The 16,818-nt window shown below is 42.1% G+C and carries 20 protein-coding genes, 2 riboswitches and 1 other annotated feature; of the genes, 6 read left to right on the top strand and 14 right to left on the bottom strand.

Annotated features, from left to right (window positions below; translation table 11 throughout):
• Positions 1-356 precede the first annotated feature (356 nt).
• The 3 genes from C6344_RS01965 (at position 357) to guaD (ending at position 4,671) form a co-directional block, all read left to right on the top strand.
• The gene (locus tag C6344_RS01965) at positions 357-1,316 is read left to right on the top strand and encodes a S8 family peptidase (protein WP_003210884.1); all 960 of its coding nucleotides are present in this window, start codon (positions 357-359) and stop codon (positions 1,314-1,316) included.
• A gap of 112 nt (positions 1,317-1,428) precedes the next feature.
• A riboswitch (cobalamin riboswitch) is annotated at positions 1,429-1,620 on the top strand.
• A 153-nt stretch (positions 1,621-1,773) separates the two neighbouring features.
• Positions 1,774-4,062, top strand: coding sequence for a 5-methyltetrahydropteroyltriglutamate--homocysteine S-methyltransferase (metE, locus tag C6344_RS01960; protein WP_106072679.1), 2,289 nt, complete (start codon positions 1,774-1,776; stop codon positions 4,060-4,062).
• A 138-nt stretch (positions 4,063-4,200) separates the two neighbouring features.
• Positions 4,201-4,671, top strand: coding sequence for a guanine deaminase (guaD, locus tag C6344_RS01955; protein WP_034662982.1), 471 nt, complete (start codon positions 4,201-4,203; stop codon positions 4,669-4,671).
• 59 nt (positions 4,672-4,730) lie between these two features.
• On the opposite strand, the gene ohrB is transcribed toward guaD, so the two are convergent.
• On the bottom strand, positions 4,731-5,147 hold the full coding sequence (gene ohrB / locus C6344_RS01950; RefSeq protein ID WP_034662985.1) for an organic hydroperoxide resistance protein OhrB: 417 nt from the start codon (positions 5,145-5,147) through the stop codon (positions 4,731-4,733).
• Positions 5,148-5,308: 161 nt separating this feature from the next.
• Here ohrB and C6344_RS01945 point away from each other — a divergent pair, with 161 nt between their 5' ends.
• A complete protein-coding gene (locus tag C6344_RS01945) occupies positions 5,309-5,755 on the top strand; it encodes a MarR family winged helix-turn-helix transcriptional regulator (RefSeq protein ID WP_034662988.1) in 447 nt (148 codons plus the stop codon).
• Positions 5,756-5,787: 32 nt separating this feature from the next.
• Here the strand turns inward: C6344_RS01945 and C6344_RS01940 are convergent, their stop codons facing one another.
• The 6 genes from C6344_RS01940 to purU form a co-directional block, all read right to left on the bottom strand.
• On the bottom strand, positions 5,788-6,216 hold the full coding sequence (locus C6344_RS01940; protein ID WP_106072678.1) for an organic hydroperoxide resistance protein: 429 nt from the start codon (positions 6,214-6,216) through the stop codon (positions 5,788-5,790).
• 197 nt (positions 6,217-6,413) lie between these two features.
• Positions 6,414-6,548 (bottom strand): phosphatase, encoded by a 135-nt coding sequence (locus C6344_RS01935; RefSeq protein ID WP_106072677.1) that lies wholly within the window; start codon positions 6,546-6,548, stop codon positions 6,414-6,416.
• On the bottom strand, positions 6,538-7,674 hold the full coding sequence (locus C6344_RS01930) for a Rap family tetratricopeptide repeat protein (RefSeq protein WP_060596094.1): 1,137 nt from the start codon (positions 7,672-7,674) through the stop codon (positions 6,538-6,540). The genes C6344_RS01935 and C6344_RS01930 overlap by 11 nt, the downstream gene beginning before the upstream one ends.
• A 129-nt stretch (positions 7,675-7,803) precedes the next feature.
• Positions 7,804-9,051, bottom strand: coding sequence for a glutamate-5-semialdehyde dehydrogenase (locus tag C6344_RS01925; protein ID WP_106036731.1), 1,248 nt, complete (start codon positions 9,049-9,051; stop codon positions 7,804-7,806).
• Positions 9,052-9,063: 12 nt separating this feature from the next.
• Positions 9,064-10,161, bottom strand: a complete 1,098-nt coding sequence (gene proB, locus C6344_RS01920) for a glutamate 5-kinase (RefSeq protein WP_106030749.1) — start codon at positions 10,159-10,161, stop codon at positions 9,064-9,066.
• Positions 10,162-10,216: 55 nt separating this feature from the next.
• Positions 10,217-10,435, bottom strand: a binding site (T-box leader).
• Between the two features lie 43 nt (positions 10,436-10,478).
• A complete protein-coding gene (gene purU / locus C6344_RS01915) occupies positions 10,479-11,381 on the bottom strand; it encodes a formyltetrahydrofolate deformylase (RefSeq protein ID WP_034663009.1) in 903 nt (300 codons plus the stop codon).
• 162 nt (positions 11,382-11,543) lie between these two features.
• On the opposite strand from purU, the gene C6344_RS01910 reads away from it, so the two are divergent.
• Positions 11,544-11,729 carry a hypothetical protein gene (locus C6344_RS01910; RefSeq protein ID WP_060596091.1) on the top strand — a complete coding sequence of 62 codons (186 nt, stop codon included), beginning with the start codon at positions 11,544-11,546 and terminating at the stop codon, positions 11,727-11,729.
• A 32-nt stretch (positions 11,730-11,761) separates the two neighbouring features.
• On the opposite strand, the gene C6344_RS01905 is transcribed toward C6344_RS01910, so the two are convergent.
• Together C6344_RS01905 and C6344_RS01900 are read right to left on the bottom strand one after the other, a co-directional pair.
• Positions 11,762-12,076 (bottom strand): DMT family transporter, encoded by a 315-nt coding sequence (locus C6344_RS01905; RefSeq protein ID WP_034663013.1) that lies wholly within the window; start codon positions 12,074-12,076, stop codon positions 11,762-11,764.
• Positions 12,073-12,402: a DMT family transporter gene (locus C6344_RS01900; RefSeq protein ID WP_034663015.1), complete on the bottom strand. Its 330-nt coding sequence runs from the start codon at positions 12,400-12,402 to the stop codon at positions 12,073-12,075. The genes C6344_RS01905 and C6344_RS01900 overlap by 4 nt, the downstream gene beginning before the upstream one ends.
• A gap of 66 nt (positions 12,403-12,468) precedes the next feature.
• A riboswitch (guanidine-I (ykkC/yxkD leader) is annotated at positions 12,469-12,576 on the bottom strand.
• 279 nt (positions 12,577-12,855) lie between these two features.
• On the opposite strand from C6344_RS01900, the gene C6344_RS01895 reads away from it, so the two are divergent.
• Positions 12,856-13,899, top strand: coding sequence for a bifunctional transcriptional activator/DNA repair enzyme AdaA (locus tag C6344_RS01895; protein WP_060596089.1), 1,044 nt, complete (start codon positions 12,856-12,858; stop codon positions 13,897-13,899).
• Positions 13,900-13,916: 17 nt separating this feature from the next.
• On the opposite strand, the gene C6344_RS01890 is transcribed toward C6344_RS01895, so the two are convergent.
• From C6344_RS01890 to C6344_RS01870, 5 genes are all read right to left on the bottom strand, one after another.
• Positions 13,917-14,462 (bottom strand): GNAT family N-acetyltransferase, encoded by a 546-nt coding sequence (locus tag C6344_RS01890; protein WP_060596088.1) that lies wholly within the window; start codon positions 14,460-14,462, stop codon positions 13,917-13,919.
• Between the two features lie 18 nt (positions 14,463-14,480).
• Positions 14,481-14,969 carry a small multi-drug export protein gene (locus C6344_RS01885; RefSeq protein WP_106072676.1) on the bottom strand — a complete coding sequence of 163 codons (489 nt, stop codon included), beginning with the start codon at positions 14,967-14,969 and terminating at the stop codon, positions 14,481-14,483.
• A 120-nt stretch (positions 14,970-15,089) separates the two neighbouring features.
• Positions 15,090-15,842 (bottom strand): HAAS domain-containing protein, encoded by a 753-nt coding sequence (locus C6344_RS01880; protein ID WP_106030746.1) that lies wholly within the window; start codon positions 15,840-15,842, stop codon positions 15,090-15,092.
• A 4-nt stretch (positions 15,843-15,846) separates the two neighbouring features.
• On the bottom strand, positions 15,847-16,173 hold the full coding sequence (locus C6344_RS01875; RefSeq protein WP_060596085.1) for a PadR family transcriptional regulator: 327 nt from the start codon (positions 16,171-16,173) through the stop codon (positions 15,847-15,849).
• 114 nt (positions 16,174-16,287) lie between these two features.
• Positions 16,288-16,809, bottom strand: a complete 522-nt coding sequence (locus tag C6344_RS01870) for an acyl-CoA thioesterase (protein ID WP_060596084.1) — start codon at positions 16,807-16,809, stop codon at positions 16,288-16,290.
• Between the last annotated feature and the right edge of the window lie 9 nt (positions 16,810-16,818).

Below are 16,818 nucleotides of genomic sequence, written 5' to 3'. Positions count from 1 at the left end.
TTTTTTATGAAAGAAACATTTATTTTTGAACAAAAACATTATACATACTTTTTATATCGCATTTATTGCTTGATTTCCTTGTTTTTTAGTTTGCCTCTTTTAGTCCTTTTAACCCATTTTCATCTGTACAGGTGCAAACTCACTATGCAGCATATCCTCCTTTTTCATATGATATCAAGAGTTTTCCTCAAAAGTTGAGTTCTTTCGTCAAGAAGTGAGGAGAACTGCACTTTTGATAATAGATTGATTATTTGAAAAATTATTACAATTGACCCTTTCCGATCAAAAGTTTCTTTTATACAATAACATTACGCAGCCTGAATCTACTTTGAAAACAAAATAAGGAGGGCTTTCTTATGAAAGGTGAAATTCGCTTAATTCCGTATGAAGTAAAAGCCAATGTGATGGAAGCGAAAGAGACGCCGGAAAGTATTCAGGAGATTAAAGCACCCGAACTTTGGTCAAGTGGCTTCAAAGGAAAAGGCATAACCATTGCTGTCCTTGATACAGGTTGCGACACGGAGCATCCCGACTTAAAAGATCAGATTATCGGAGGCAAGAACTTTACCGATGATGACAACGGAGATGCTGAAAATGTGAAAGACTACAACGGACATGGCACCCATGTAGCAGGGACGATTGCAGCAACAGATCAAAATGGCGGAATTCTAGGGGTTGCCCCTGAAGCCAAGCTGCTGATCGTGAAAGTTCTTGGCGGTGAAAATGGCAGCGGGAAATACGAATGGATCATTAATGGCATCAACTATGCCGCTGAGCAGAAGGTGGATATTATCTCCATGTCTCTCGGTGGTCCAAGCAATGAGCCCGCCTTGCAGGAAGCCATTCAAAACGCGGTGAAAAGCGGTGTACTTGTTGTGTGCGCAGCAGGAAATGAAGGGGATGGGGACGAGCGTACAGAAGAGTTCTCCTACCCAGCAGCATACAATGAAGTCATTGCCGTCGGCTCTGTCTCCCTTGCAAGAGAATCCTCTGAATTCTCCAATGCCAATAAAGAAATCGACCTCGTCGCTCCAGGAGAAGACATTTTATCCACTCTCCCTAACCATAAATACGGCAGACTCACAGGCACCTCAATGGCCGCCCCTCACGTAAGCGGTGCACTAGCCATTATTAAAAATGCCGAGGAAGAAGCGTTCCAGCGCAAGCTGACAGAGCCTGAGGTCTATGCTCAGCTTGTCAGAAGAACCCTTCCACTGAAGCAGTCGAAAGCCCTCGTCGGTAATGGATTTTTATATTTAACTGCGCCTGATGTCCTTTTAGAAAAAACATTGGAAGCAGATCTTTTATCTCTATAGCTTGAATAAAGGTCCTGAGAATAGATTGAATTTTCTCAGGATTTTTTTAATTAAAATTATTCAAAATTTACTTTGACGAAATGAAGTGGACGTTATATAATCGAACACAATAAATTCATAGTTTGAGAGTCGGTAATTCGATCACACGTCGAATTTTAATTGGGAAGACCGGTGAAAATCCGGCGCGGTCCCGCCACTGTGAGTGAGGAGAGCTTTTCTCATGAATCCACTGTCATAAGGATGGGAAGGATGAAAAGCTTGCAGATTCACCAGCCAGGATACCAGCCGCTCTATCACATCAAACCCCCTACGGTTGATAGGAGATGTCGGAAAAAGCGTCAGTTATGCTCACGCCTTATTTCGCACACACATTTTGTCTTTTTAAACCAGACATTTGCCCTCATCAATCTTCGCCATGAGTGTAAATGTCTTTTTATATTTAGAGGAGGAATTGGAATTGACAATTGTTAAAACAAGTAATCTAGGTTTTCCGCGAATTGGTTTAAACAGAGAATGGAAAAAAGCACTTGAGTCTTATTGGAAAGGTCAAACAGACCGCGAAACCCTCTTAAGCACACTGGATGAACAATTTTTAACGGCCATTAAAACGCAAATTGATCAACAAATTGATGTTGTTCCTTCTGGAGATTTTACCTTCTACGATCACGTGCTCGATACTGCTGTCATGTTCAATTGGATTCCAGAGCGCTTCCGCAGCTTAAAAGACCCGCTAGATACATACTTTGCGATGGCAAGAGGAACAAAAGATGCTGTCTCAAGTGAAATGACAAAATGGTTTAATACAAACTATCACTACATCGTTCCAGAATACGAAAAAAGCACCGAATTCAAACTCACACATAACAAACCGCTTGAAGCTTACGAAAAGGTGAAAACGGCGTTTGGTGTTGAAACAAAACCTGTTGTACTTGGTCTTTATACATTTGTCTCACTTTCTAAAGGCTATGAACCAAATGAAGTAAAAGAGATTCAGCAGCGTCTCGTGCCGCTTTATACTCAGGTTTTAAAAGAACTTGAAGAAGCTGGCGTCAAATGGGTTCAAATTGATGAGCCAGCACTTGTCACCGCTTCATATGAAGACGTGAAAGCCGTAAAAGAAATCTATCAAACGATTAAAGAAGCCGTACCTGCCTTAAACATTCTTCTTCAAACATACTTTGATTCAGTAGATGCCTATGAAGAGCTTGTCACATATCCTGTTGAAGCCATCGGTCTTGATTTTGTCCATGATCAAGGGCGCAATCTTGATCAAGTGAAAAAGCATGGCTTCCCGAAAGATAAAATTTTAGCAGCAGGCGTCATTGATGGAAGAAATATTTGGAGATCAGATCTTGGAGAAAGATTGTCATTCATTTCTGAGGTCATTGCTGACGTTCAGCCGAAGGAAGTATGGCTGCAGCCATCAAGCAGTTTGCTGCATGTACCAGTTGCAAAACACCCAAGCGAACAGCTTGAAGAGAAACTATTAAACGGACTGTCTTATGCCACTGAAAAGCTGGATGAATTAACAACATTAAAAGAAGGCTTAACAAAAGGAGCCGCAGCGATTGAAGCCGCCATCAATGAAGCCACGCAAGCACTTCTTACTTTAAAAGAATTTGCAAAAGGAACCAATGCGGATTTCACAGCAGAACGCAACAATCTTTCATCGAAAGACTTTAAACGTCCAGCTGCCTTTGAAGAGCGCCTTCGTATCCAAAACGAATCTCTTGAACTGCCGCTTTTGCCAACAACAACCATTGGCAGCTTCCCGCAGTCTGCTGAAGTGCGCAGTGCTCGTCAAAAATGGCGTAAAAATGAGTGGACAGATGCAGAATATGATGAATTTATTAAGAAAGAAACAAAAAGATGGATTGATATTCAGGAGGAAATCGGTCTGGACGTTCTCGTACATGGAGAATTCGAACGTACAGACATGGTTGAATACTTCGGTGAGAAGCTAGCCGGATTTGCCTTTACGAAATTTGCTTGGGTACAATCCTACGGATCACGCTGCGTGAAGCCGCCAATCATTTATGGAGATGTCGAGTTTACAGCGCCAATGACCGTGAAAGAGACGGTTTACGCACAAAGCTTAACGGAGAAAAAGGTCAAAGGAATGCTGACAGGACCTGTCACCATTTTAAACTGGTCTTTCCCAAGAACAGATATTTCCCGGAAAGACATTGCCTTCCAAATCGCTTTCGCATTACGTAAAGAGGTAGAAGCGTTAGAAGAAGCAGGGATTCAAGTTATTCAAGTGGATGAACCTGCGCTAAGAGAAGGTCTTCCACTCAAAGAAAGTGATTGGGCAGAATATTTAAACTGGGCAGCAGAGTCGTTCCGACTATCAACATCATCTGTTCAAAATGAAACGCAAATTCATACACATATGTGCTACAGTAACTTCGAGGATATTGTCGATACGATCGAAGACCTTGATGCCGACGTAATTACGATTGAACATTCACGCAGTCATGGCGGATTCCTCGATTACTTAGAAAAGCATCCGTATTTGAAAGGACTTGGACTTGGTGTATATGACATTCATAGCCCGCGAGTTCCATCTGTCGAAGAAATGAGTCAAATCATTGATGATGCGCTGAACGTATGTCCGACAGATCGCTTCTGGGTGAATCCTGACTGTGGTCTAAAAACGAGACAAGAGCCTGAAACCATTGATGCTTTGAAAAACATGGTGACGGCTGCTGAAGTCGCTCGTAAAAAGCTGGCGCAGCATGCATAATTGATTCCCTCTCCCCTGCCGAACATGGCGGGGGTTTTTATGTGCAGATTGTCCTGCTTGACCATCTACTAGGATGTTTCCTTTTCAAGCATGATTCGTTTATACTAGAGAAGTCAGTCGAACAAAGGGAGGAAGACAATGAATCACGAAGATTTTTTACAACGCGCAATTGATCTTGCAGTAGAAGGAGTCAATAGTGGTACTGGCGGCCCTTTTGGAGCAGTCATTGTCAAGGATGGACAGATTATTGCAGAAGGAAGCAACAATGTGACAACAACAAATGATCCAACCGCACATGCAGAAGTCACAGCTATTCGAAAGGCGTGCCAGACGCTACATACATACCAATTAGAAGATTGTATTTTATATACAAGCTGTGAGCCTTGCCCGATGTGCCTTGGCGCTATTTACTGGGCTAGACCAAAAGCCGTGTATTTTGCTGCTGGACATCAGGATGCAGCGACTTCTGGTTTTGATGACTCGTTTATTTATGAAGAAATCAACAAGGATTACGAATCAAGAAATATTCCATTTTACCAGCTGACACTTCAAAAAACCCTTGCACCGTTTGAAGCTTGGGAAACATACGAACAAAAGAAAGAATATTAAAAAAAGACACCTGCTTACCAGCAGGTGTTTCTGATTTTCAGCGTGATAGAAAACCTTTTTTATTCAGCCACTTCAAGCTCTACTTCGATGTTCCCTCTTGTTGCTTTTGAATATGGACAGAATTCATGCGCAGCCTCGACAAGCTCTCTCGCTTTGTCATGGTCAAGGCCTTTTGCAGACACAATCAGCTTGACACCAAGCTTAAAGCCGCCATCACTTTCATCTTTTAAAAGACTGACATGTCCTTCTACTTCCGATTCAATGTCTATCCCTTGCTTCTTCGCTACTTGTTCAAGTGCCCCTCCGAAACAAGCTGCATAGCCGGCTGCAAATAATTGCTCTGGATTCGTACCAGTTTCTCCGTCTTTCTTAGCATTAGGCATGACAATGTTATGATCGAGTACACCATCTTCTGAACGAACATGTCCAGCTCTTCCATGCTGCGCCTTTACTTTTGCTGTGAATAATGGTTTCATCTTCATCTCCTCCTTTATCTATTTATTCTTTTCACGTTCTATCCATTTCTCAAACATTTATCGCACATTAAAGAATTTTTCATTTTTGGGCTGTATTTATTTTAAAAAGGAAGAAAATCTTATACAATAATAAGTATGACAAAAAATAGTTGGTGACTGACATGACAAATGAATTCGAGCATATGAAGCTGGAAAATCAGCTTTGTTTCTTGTTATATGCAAGTTCAAGAGAGATGACGAAGCAATATAAACCGTTATTAGAAGAGTTAGACATTACGTATCCGCAATATTTGGCACTGCTTTTATTGTGGGAGCATGGGACATTAAATGTGAAAACGATGGGAGAGCTTTTATATTTAGACTCCGGTACACTCACACCTATGCTGAAACGGATGGAGCAAAACGGACTCATCATCCGAGAGCGCTCGAAAGAGGATGAACGTTCTGTGCAAATTCGTTTAACGGAATATGGCGAACAACTAAAAGAGAAGGCTACTGCGATTCCATTTCATATGCTGTCTGGGACAGGCAGATCGGAAGAAGAGTTAAAAACGCTGCGCGCCTCTTTGCATGAGCTTTTGCAAAAATTAACACAACCAAAAGGCTGAGGGAACATTCCCTCAGCCTTTTATGATGTCAATTATTGTACGACAGCTACTAGTTCTACTTCGATATTTCCTTGAGTTGCTTTTGAATATGGGCATACGCCATGTGCTTTATGAACAAGTTCATCTAATGCTGATTGCTCGATTCCAGTTCCTTTTACTTCTAGCTTAACGCCTAGTTTGAAGCCGCCATCTGAACTATCTTTCACTAAGCTCACATGTGCTGTTACTTCACTTTCAAAACGGATACGCTCTTGTCTCGCGACCATTTGAAGGGCTGAATCAAAACATGCAGAGTAGCCTGCTGCGAATAATTGCTCTGGATTTGTTGCTTTTTCAAGTTTTTTCGCTCTTGGTGTTCCAGGCATTGCTACATCATGCTCAAGCACACCATCGGTTGAAACAACCTTTCCTTCTCTTCCTCCGACAGCTGATACCGTTGCAGTAAATAAAATATCTGACATGAATATAACCCTCTTTCTCTCTAATAATATTTTCTACAATTTAATTGTACACAATTTAAATTCAAGAGTCAATGAATAAACACTCTTTTTTTAAGATTTCCTTCTCACCTCTATTTTATGAGCATGTCACGCAGATTCATTTTTAGACAGTAAAAAAAGCCCTTGAATAAGGGCTTTCAGATTGTTGACAAGAGCTTTTAGATGATGTCATACTGCGCATTTGGTTGTTCTAGCGTATGGTTTCTGTTATCCGGGTCGGCATTTGCTGCTGCCAGCCATAACGCCAGGATGGTGATGCTTGTACAGACGACTGCCCATTTTTTAAAATTCATATAAACAATCCCCTCTCTGAATATAGATTCGAGCATGTTCCGCTTCTCCGTAGAACATGGAAGATTTTTCATAATCTCCCATTTCATTATAATACTTTGCGGTGTCTAATGCCAGCTCCTCTATATCTGGATATGCATAGGCAGACTCTAAAAAATGAAAAATTCGTTTAATATGCTCCGCATCTTGCTTTAAATACAATGCTTCTAAAAATATCGTCTTCTGAATATGAATATCATCCTGAAGTGCTTCTGCTCGCTTCATACATTCTTCTCTGTAGTGTAAGGCTTCTTCGTGTTTACCTTGTTTGTATAATATCTGAGCGGCGGTATAAAGAGGGTCTATAGATCGACGAAGGTGATCGGATTGATTTTGGTCAAATAACGAGATGGATTCTTTCATTAGTTCGAGTGCGCGGTCAAGATCTCCCATTCGGTAATAACTGTTGCCCATATTAAACAAAGAGGAAGCAATAAAACGCACATTCTGAAAGTCTCTTGATCTCGCAAGCGCTCTCTCGAGATGTGGTAATGCCTTTTCATGCCTTCTCATATCATCATAGTTACCGGCCACAATAAATTCGCATTGGATCGTGCGAAGCGCATATAGCTCATGTTGAATATAGACATCCAGCGCCAGTTTGGCATGGTGCATCGAGATATGTGTTTGTTTCATGTGATAATATATTTCTGACATTTTAAAATGAAATTCCGCACGTTCAATATCATCTGACACAAAAGAAAGCTTGTGCTCTGCCTTTTGATAAGACGAGATGGCAGCAATATACTGCCTACGGCCAAATTCATACATGCCTCTGAAAAAATGATAGTAGTATTCAAGCATGCCTGTGACATGTGTTTGATGCTCATCTATTTCTTTCGAAAGCTCGGAAAAGTTGGCGCGAAGCTTTCCTTCCTTTAATGGCTTTAAGTAATCGAGCATGACCTCATGCCTGAATTCCATTAAAGAAAAATAGAGAAGCAAATTCTGATCTTCTTCCATTGAATCAAGAGAGGTGCGAATTTCCTGCTTTAATTGTTCTGCTTGTTCTGAATCAAATCTGCGGATTAATTCATACCACTTGTTGATTTTCACTCCAATATCCGAAGAGGGAATGATTTTCGCCATACGTTGCCTTCTCCAATCTTCTCAAAATATAAAACATTACCATATTTTATCATACTTGACCGAAGAAATACAAAAATGAAATGAAAGGAAAAAGAGAGCCTGCTGTCACAAGACTCTCTTTTGAATTCGTTATTCTCTTATTTGTCCTTGACCACGAATGACAAATTTTTCAGAGGTTAAAGCCGGCAGACCCATCGGCCCTCTTGCATGCAGTTTTTGTGTGCTAATCCCTATTTCTGCTCCGTAGCCAAATTCAAAGCCATCTGTGAACCGAGTAGAAGCATTATGATAGACAGCGGCAGCGTCGACAGCTGTTAAGAAAAGTGAAGCATGCTGATCATTTTCCGTAATGATCGCTTCAGAGTGCTTGGAGCTATACGTTTGAATATGCTGAATCGCTTCTTCTATGCTCTCTACGATTTTAATACTGACAATCGGCGCTAAAAACTCTGTTTCATAGTCCTCTTTTGTCGCTAATGAAGCACTAGGCGCAAGGGCACATACGGCTTCATCGCCCCGTATCTCTACCCCATTTGCATGCAGGGCTTCAAATAACGAAGCGCCATATGTTTTTGCCCATGTTTCATGAATGACAATGCTCTCAATCGCATTGCAAACAGATGGCCTTTGGGTTTTAGCATTCAGCACAATCTGCTCAGCCATTTCGTTTTTCGCTGTTTCATCAATATAGATATGACAGTTCCCTGCACCTGTCTCAAGCACTGGCACGGTAGACTCTCTCACGACAAGATCAATTAAATTTTTCCCGCCGCGCGGAATAAGGACATCCAGATATTCATTTAAAGTGAACAGCGTTTTCGCCGTTTCACGGCCTGTATCTTCAATCAATTGCACACTGTCTACTGGAATATCCGTTGTCTGAAGCGCTTCATGGATCACCTTGACAATCGCTTTATTACTATGAATGGCAGAGGAGCTCCCGCGAAGAATAACAGCATTCCCAGTTTTGAGGCAAAGGGTGGCAGCATCTACTGTCACGTTTGGCCTTGCTTCATAAATCATTCCAACCGTTCCGAGAGGCACACGCACCTTTTCGATGAACAGACCGTTTTCTTTTTGAATGGTTTCTAATGTTTCACCAATTGGGTCTTTTAAGTGAATCAGCTGAAGAGTAGCGTCTGCAATGGCGTCAATTCTCTCTTCTGTGAGTGTAATCCGGTCAATAACAGAAGGCGTGAACTGATTTTCCTCAGCAGCCTGAACATCCTTTTTATTCTCCCCCAATAAATAAGCGGAAGATGCTTTAAGTGCAGTTGCGATGGCATGTAAAGCTGCATTTTTTTGCTCCGTCGTTTTTAGCAGCAGCTGATCTTTGGCTGTACTTGCTTTTTTTGCTTTTTCAAGAACTTCATTCATCGTATTCCCTCCTCAGTTTTGTACATGCTGTACCCAGTGATCTCTGTGTATAACCTCAGGCTTCTCATTTGAAAGCTCATCACTTCGCATCCCTTTAATGCCGAGAAGCTCATCGGATGCGTACAAGGTTTGTCCTTTACCTACTAGTCCGTTCGGACCGACGACTTCAACGACCTCTCCTTTAGAAAAGTCACCAGCGACATCAATGACGCCAGCTGGAAGAAGACTTCTGCCATGATGCAAAATCGCCGCTTCTGCTCCTGCATCTATCATGATTTTGCCAGAAACGGGTGAATGGAATTGAATCCATTGACGGCGGTTGTTGATCGCTGATAAGTCCTGTTCTCCGATATACGTTCCGTCTCCTTGACCCGCTAGAATATGAAGCAGCTTATCTTCACCAGTACCTGTGCCAATGAAGACTTTCACGCCTAGTGAAAGTGCCGTTTGTGCAGCAGACAGCTTTGATTTCATCCCGCCTGTTCCCACCTTTGAGCCTGTGCTCTTCGCATATGAAAACAATTCTTCTGAAATGTGTGTTAGTACATCAAAACGCTTCGCCTCAGGATGCTCATTTGGATTTGCATTATAAATTCCATTTATGTCTGTTAAGATGATCAATTGGTCTGCATGAATTAATCCACTGACAAGAGCTGACAGCATGTCATTATCCCCAAAGGTAAGCTCCTCGATCGAAACTGAATCGTTTTCATTGATAATTGGTAAAATTTTTCTTTCCAGCAGCTCCATCATCGTTGCGTAAGCATTTCGATATCTTGTTCGATCTGAAAAGTCATTACGGGTTAAAAGCATTTGTGCAGGTGTCATGTGAAACTGTGAAAATAGCTCTGTATATTTCTGCATTAACAAGCCTTGACCAACGGCAGCTGCTGCCTGTTTCCCCTTTAAGGTCACAGGTCTTGATGGATACCCTAAGCTGCCAAACCCTGCTGCAACGGCTCCTGATGAAATTAAAATGATTTCATGCCCAGCCTCTTTCAGTTTTGCTATCGCTTTCACATGATCCTGCATTTTTTGTTCATCAATGGCTCCTTTTTGCTCTGTTAATGAACTGCTGCCAATTTTGATGACGATCCTTTGCTTTTTCATTATTGATTCCCTCCGCTATACCTTTAGGCACAAAAAAATCCCTTTTTCTCCTTGTTTAAAGGACGAAAAGGGATTTTCCGTGGTACCACCTTCATTGAATAAGCATACATCTAGCTTATTCCACTCAACTCCTGTAACGCCAGGCACGCGCTTAGATTTTTCCTCTAAGGCTCAAAGGGCAGGTTCAGCAGCTGTCTGCGGCAAATGTTTCAGCATGTCATTTGCTCTCTTTACGCATCAGTTCCTGCTTACTATTCCTTTTCAACGCTCGTTAATTTTTTTATATTATCACCAATTGCTCAGGAAAAGTCAAGCCGTCAATTAAATACAATCGTTTTATTCTCATGCACAATTATTCGATCTTCTAGATGCCATTTGACGGCACGTGCTAGCACACTCCGCTCAATTGTTCGGCCAATATTTTTTAATGCTTCTGCATCATCCCGGTGATCTACACGCTCAATATCCTGTTCAATGATCGGTCCTTCGTCTAAATCATTGGTCACATAATGAGAAGTCGCGCCAATTAATTTGACTCCCCGCTCATATGCCCGCTTATATGGATTTGCACCAATAAACGCTGGCAGAAAAGAATGATGAATATTAATGATTTTGTTCGGGTGCTGTTCAATAAATTCAGGCGTTAAAATTTGCATGTATCTAGCAAGCACAATGGCATCAATATCATACTCTTCTAATAATGCGAGCTGCTGTTTTTCCGCTTCTTTGCGAATGTCTTTGTTCGCCTTCACAAAATGGAACGGGATTCCAAGCGATTCTACTGTATCTTTTGCCGTTTCATGATTGCTGATCACGACCGCAATTTCAGCCATGACATTTCCACTTTGCCATTCCCATAGCAGCTCATGTAAACAATGAAGCTCTTTTGACACAAAGATCGCCAGCTTTTTAAGCTCACTTGCACGCGACATGCTCCACGTCATTTGAAATGATGCTGCAATTGGCTCAAACTGATGCTTCAGCTGATCCATATTTGCCGAGATGTCTTTCCAATCAAATTCAATTCTTAAAAAGAACCGGCCGCTTTCATGATCTGTTGTGTATTGGCTGGATTCAATGATATTCGCTCCGTGCTCAAATAAAAAGGAAGAAACAGCTGATACAATTCCAGGCTGATCCGGACAGCTGACAAGCAACCTTCCTTTTTGCTCATGCTTTTGTCTGTGTAATTCAAGTTTCTCTGTTATCAAAGTTCTCATGTATCATGACCTCATTTACGTTTTCATTCTAATGAAATATTATACTGGACTGGAAAGAGAAAAAGCAATGTAGAGTCCTGTTTTTTATTGAATATTCATTCAATTCTGCACCTAGCATGATATAATGTGAATAGACCTTTTATCATAAAAGGAGTGATGGAGATGAAAAGTATGACCTTGTTTGGTAAAGTGAGCTTTTGGCTCGGCATCGTTTGTCTGATCACAGGTATTTCCCTTTTTATAGCCGGTGAAAGACTCATTCCTTTTCTCACATTTGGTGTGTGTTTTCTGCTTGCGAGCCAGCTTTACCGCAAAAATGAAAACGATTCCAATCATCATTCAATGTAACAAAAGGCTGGCATCTATCTGCCAGCCTTTTCTTATTCAATGATTTTCAATCCTACTGCCGCAGATAAAATCAGGGCGATGAAGAAAATACGTTTTGCGTCTTTCGACTCTCCGTAAAACAGCATACCGACCATGGCGCCTCCAGCAGCTCCGATTCCAGTCCAAATAGCGTACGCCGTTCCCATCGGAATCGTATTCATCGCAAGAGACAGCATCAGAAAAGACATCGAAAAGCCAGCTGCAATGAATAAAATCCATTTGACATGCCGGTCTTTTTGGAATTGATTCATCATGGTCACACAAAGCATTTCTAAGATGCCTGCTCCAATGAGTAAAAGCCAGCTCATGATTCAGCCTCTCCCTTCTTTTCACCTGTTGTCAGCTTCAGTCCTAATACACCGCACAAAAGCATGACAATCAAAAGCAGTTTGACAAGCTGAACCGGCTCACCAAGCACCATGCCTATGAGGACGGTACCTGCTGTCCCAAGCCCGGTAAAAACGGCATAAAGTGTGCCAACTGGCAGTACACTTGTTGCTTTCATGAGTAAATAAAAGCTCACGATAATACAAACGATGGTTGCGCCCCATTCTATGAGCGAGTGGGCATATTTCAGCCCCATCACCCAGCCGACCTCAAAGATGGCCGCAATAAAGACATTTCCCCATTTCATCTGATCTTCTCCTTTCTGAACGATTCCAACCAACAAAAAAAGCCTGGAAATCGATCGTTTGATCAAATCTCCCGGGCTTTTATCCCTCCGTGTCCATATGGCCTCTTCTAAGACCCTATGTGTTTTCTCTCGGACCAGACTGCACCAGCGCACGGAACCCTAGAAAACCAATTCATGATATACAGACCTGACTTAGAGCAGATTCTGTATTAAAAATCTTATCACACCCCGATATGCCGGTCTACCAGTTTGCTCTCCCTCTTCAAATATACTTGTTCATTTTTCGAAAGAAATGATATGAGACCGGCGTATACTAAATGATAGACAGAGAAATGATCACATCGCTGATATAATGAAATAAGATTGATGTGATGAACGATCCAAGATGACGCTTTGTTTACCAGCCCAAAGTACGCTGAATCACATTTTATAGGAAACCAAGAGGTGGATCGTATGATGATAACCGACGAACAGAAACATGAATTTTATCAAGCACTGGTTGACAAGAACCCGCAATATGACGGCACATTCTTTGCCGGCATTAAGACCACTGGTATCTTCTGCCATGCCACATGTACCGCTAGAAAACCAAAATATGAGAACTGTGAGTTTTTCTTTACAGCAGAGGAAGCACTGCTAGCAGGATATCGTCCGTGCAAGCGCTGCACACCATTAACATACCCTAACAGCATTCCGGAAGAAGTCAAAACACTCGTTTCTGCAGTTGAAACACACCCTGAAAAACGCTGGAAAGAAGAAGACTTTCATCAATTAGGGATTCACTCTGCAACGGCACGGCGGAAATTCAAAGAAATCTATGGTATGACCTTTGTTCAATATGCGAGATCACGCCGAATGGGACTTGCCTTTAAAGAAATTCTGAATGGAAAAAAAGTGATTGATCAGCAGGTCGCCTTGGGCTATGAATCTTCGAGTGCCTTCAATGATGCATTTACGAAAATTATGGGAAATCCCCCTAAAAAGACGCAAACCAAGATTCTCCACGCTAATTTTATTTCTACACCGATCGGGCGGATGATCAGCGTGACAGATGCGACGCATGTGTATTTACTGGAATTTGTGGACAGGCGGGGACTCGAAAAGGAAATTGAGAACATGAGAAAAAAGCATCAAGCCCGTATTTTAGTCGGGGAAACAAACGTCCATCAGCAATTAGCAAAGGAATTGACCTTATATTTTGAGAAAAAACTCACGCAGTTCTCGGTACCACTTTCCTTACATGGCACCCCTTTTCAAATGAAGGTGTGGGACCTGCTCACACGCATTCCATCAGGCGAAACAAGTTCTTACCGCGAGCTTGCTGTGATGCTGGGCGATCCGCATTTGGTCCGGGCGGTAGGGAATGCAAATGGTGCCAATCAATTGGCGATCATCATTCCATGCCACCGCGTCATTCAAACAAGTGGTGAGCTCGGCGGCTACGGCGGCGGGATAGAACGGAAGAAATATTTACTTCAGCTAGAACAGCGGATATAAAATAAAAACGGCTCTGCTTATTTTGTAAGCGAGCCGTTTTCTTCGTTGCGGGTGATGCTGTAGACATCAATGATTTGGTCCCATTTCGAAATGGTTTTTTCTTTTTTCATGCCCATTTTTAAAGCGACCTTTACCGATGCTTCATTGTCTGGGCGGATTAAGCTCACCATTCGTCTGACTTTCATTTCATCAAAGCCATAGGTGAGACAGCCTTTTGCGGCTTCAGCAGCATAGCCATTTCCCCACGCTTCTTTCTTTAGCATGTAGCCGATTTCAAGTTCGGTTTGTCCTTCAATGTTTTGCAGAACAATCCCGCTTTGTCCAAGTGGTTCATTCGTTTCTTTGTCTTCAATGATCCAGAGGGAAGTATGATACATACGGTCATTCTTTTGATTCCATGCAATCCACTCTTTCGTCTGCTGCTCATCCTTCAAAGAAGGATAATACTTCATCACTTCTTCATCTTGGAACAACATATCATATAAAAATGGCGCATCATGTTCATTCATCGTTCTTAGCCTGAGCCGCTCTGTTTCAAGCACTGTCCGTGTTTGAAGTTTCATTTATGATCCTCCCCTCACTTACTTACTAAAAATATCTCCGAACAATCCATTTGAATCTGGGGCAAAGTAATGGATTCCCGCACCGGTTAAACTAGCTGCCAGCGCTGTCCACATCATTAAACTGACTGTCATCCACACTGCGACTTGCTTTCTTTTCGTTCCGAAGCTCATGCACATAAATGCCGCTAGATGACTGCCGATGATAAAAGGTCCGACGAGCGCTAATCCTGGGAGACCATATCGTTCCCAAATTCTTCTGGCCCGCAGCTGCTTTTTCTCTCCTTTTTCATCACTTTTGTCCTCTTTTCTCTTCAACCGCCATGCTTTGAAGCGGTCTACGAAAACAATGAGAAGGAAAACGGTAAAATAATTGCCGATGAATCCAATGACCGCAGTCGGTACAGGATGCATGCCACTTAAAATGGCCAACGGAACGACCCCTACCACTTCAAAAAAAGGCAAAGCAGCCAATACAAACACAAGTACATATCCCCATAAAATATCCAAGCACAGAACCCCTTTTCATTTTTGTCCTCTTCCCATTGTAATGAAAAACACGATACCATTTCTACATTTTTTTAGAAAAAGAAAAGCACATCTTATAGGATTATAGATGTGCTCTGTTTTTTACAATGTATTTTCATTTTTCTTATTCGTCCGGCGTAAAACAATGAGCATAAGCCCTATTAAGATCACAACCGATAGTAGACTTTGCAAGAGAAGCACGCTTGGTGATGTCCAGCCAATCCATTCAAATAGGAGCTGCGGTCCGAAAAAGATGATCGGAATCAATGAAACGACATTCGCCTTTAAGATCGCATTAAAGACAATGATACATAGCAGCATGAGCAGGATGACGCCCCATCTTTGACCTGAGGTCAGGACAAGTAATGGTGTGCCGAGTTTTTGATCCAATAGTTTGATTGTGACCATCGCGGTCAGCTGAAAGATTCCTAAGATCCAAAAGTAAAGAAATGCCCGGCGGCTTGTCTGAAAGGCAGACGCTCTAAACATCACAATGATCATGATGACATTGGCCACTAAAACGAGCGGATAGCCAATCAATGCATACCAAGAATAGGATAAGCTTTGACTGATCGCATCTGATAAAATCATGTAGAAGAGAGACCCGATTAAGAAGGCACTGATGAATGGAACCCAGTCTTTATGGTGTCCTGACAGCTCTTTTGCGAGTTCATCAGCATAGCTCCGCGGATCTCCGCCAAACACAGCCTCCCCTGTTTTACCATCTTTTTCAGCCTCTACCGCGTGTGTCGTCAATTCATCCATCAGCTCATCAATTTCGTCCACATTTTTTCCCTTTGATATGAGATATAATTTCAGCTCTAGTAGGATGTGTCTTGTTTCTTTTGATACCATAATCTCACTTCCCTTTTTGTAATAAGCGGTTTACATTTTTTGAAAGCTCACTCCAGCGGGTCATAAACTCTGTGAGCGCTTGTTCTCCAGCTTGTGTGAGCGTATAGTATTTCCTTTTCGGTCCGCTCGCTGATGTTTTTGTGACAGTAGTCACCAGCTGTTCCTTTTGCATACGCAGCAGGATCGGATAGATACTTCCTTCACTAATTTGATCAAACCCGTAATGCGCGAGCTTCTTTGTCATTTCATACCCATAAATCTCACCCTCAGAAATAATCGATAGCAGGCAGCCTTCCAAAATTCCTTTTAACATTTGTGTGGATGTTGTCATCTTTGTTCCTCCGATTCCAGTACCTTGCATCACAAGATAGCATCATCTTACCACACACTATCTTGTCATGCAAGATACTATCCTAGAAAAAAATCACCGCTGAAAGGGTGATTTTTACGCCCATGGTTTATCTGTTCCAAGTGCGTCAGCCAGTGCCTTGCTATGCTTTCGGCGGCTTTTTCTTTCCTCTGCCCGCTGCTTCGCTGTTTGATGCAGCATGATTTCTTCCTCTGTTTCCGGTACGACTTGTGGAACTCGTTTTGGCTTTCCGTTTTCATCTAGCGAGACAAAAGTCAGAAATGAAGTCGCTGCAAGTCTGCGCTCTCCAGACATCAAGTTTTCTTTCATGACTTTGACGAACACTTCCATGGAAGACGTGCCGACCCACGTCACATAGGATTCCAAGCATACTGACTCTTTTTGTCCAATCGGCTCTAAAAAGTCAACAGAATCCATTGACGCCGTGACCGTTTCACTGCGGCTGTGTCTTGCTGCTGAGATGGAGGCAATGTCATCTATATAACTCATTAATTTCCCGCCAAATAAGGTTTGGTGGTTATTCGTATCGAGAGGGAATACCCTGCTGGTTTTGACAACTTTCGATTCCTTGCAGTATTTGAAATTTTCTTCACTCATCATCATAGC

The organism is Bacillus sp. GBSW19 (assembly GCF_002998655.1).
GTDB lineage: Bacteria > Bacillota > Bacilli > Bacillales > Bacillaceae > Bacillus.
Note: the sequence above shows the minus strand (reverse complement) of the source record. Positions and strands in the feature narration are given on the sequence as shown.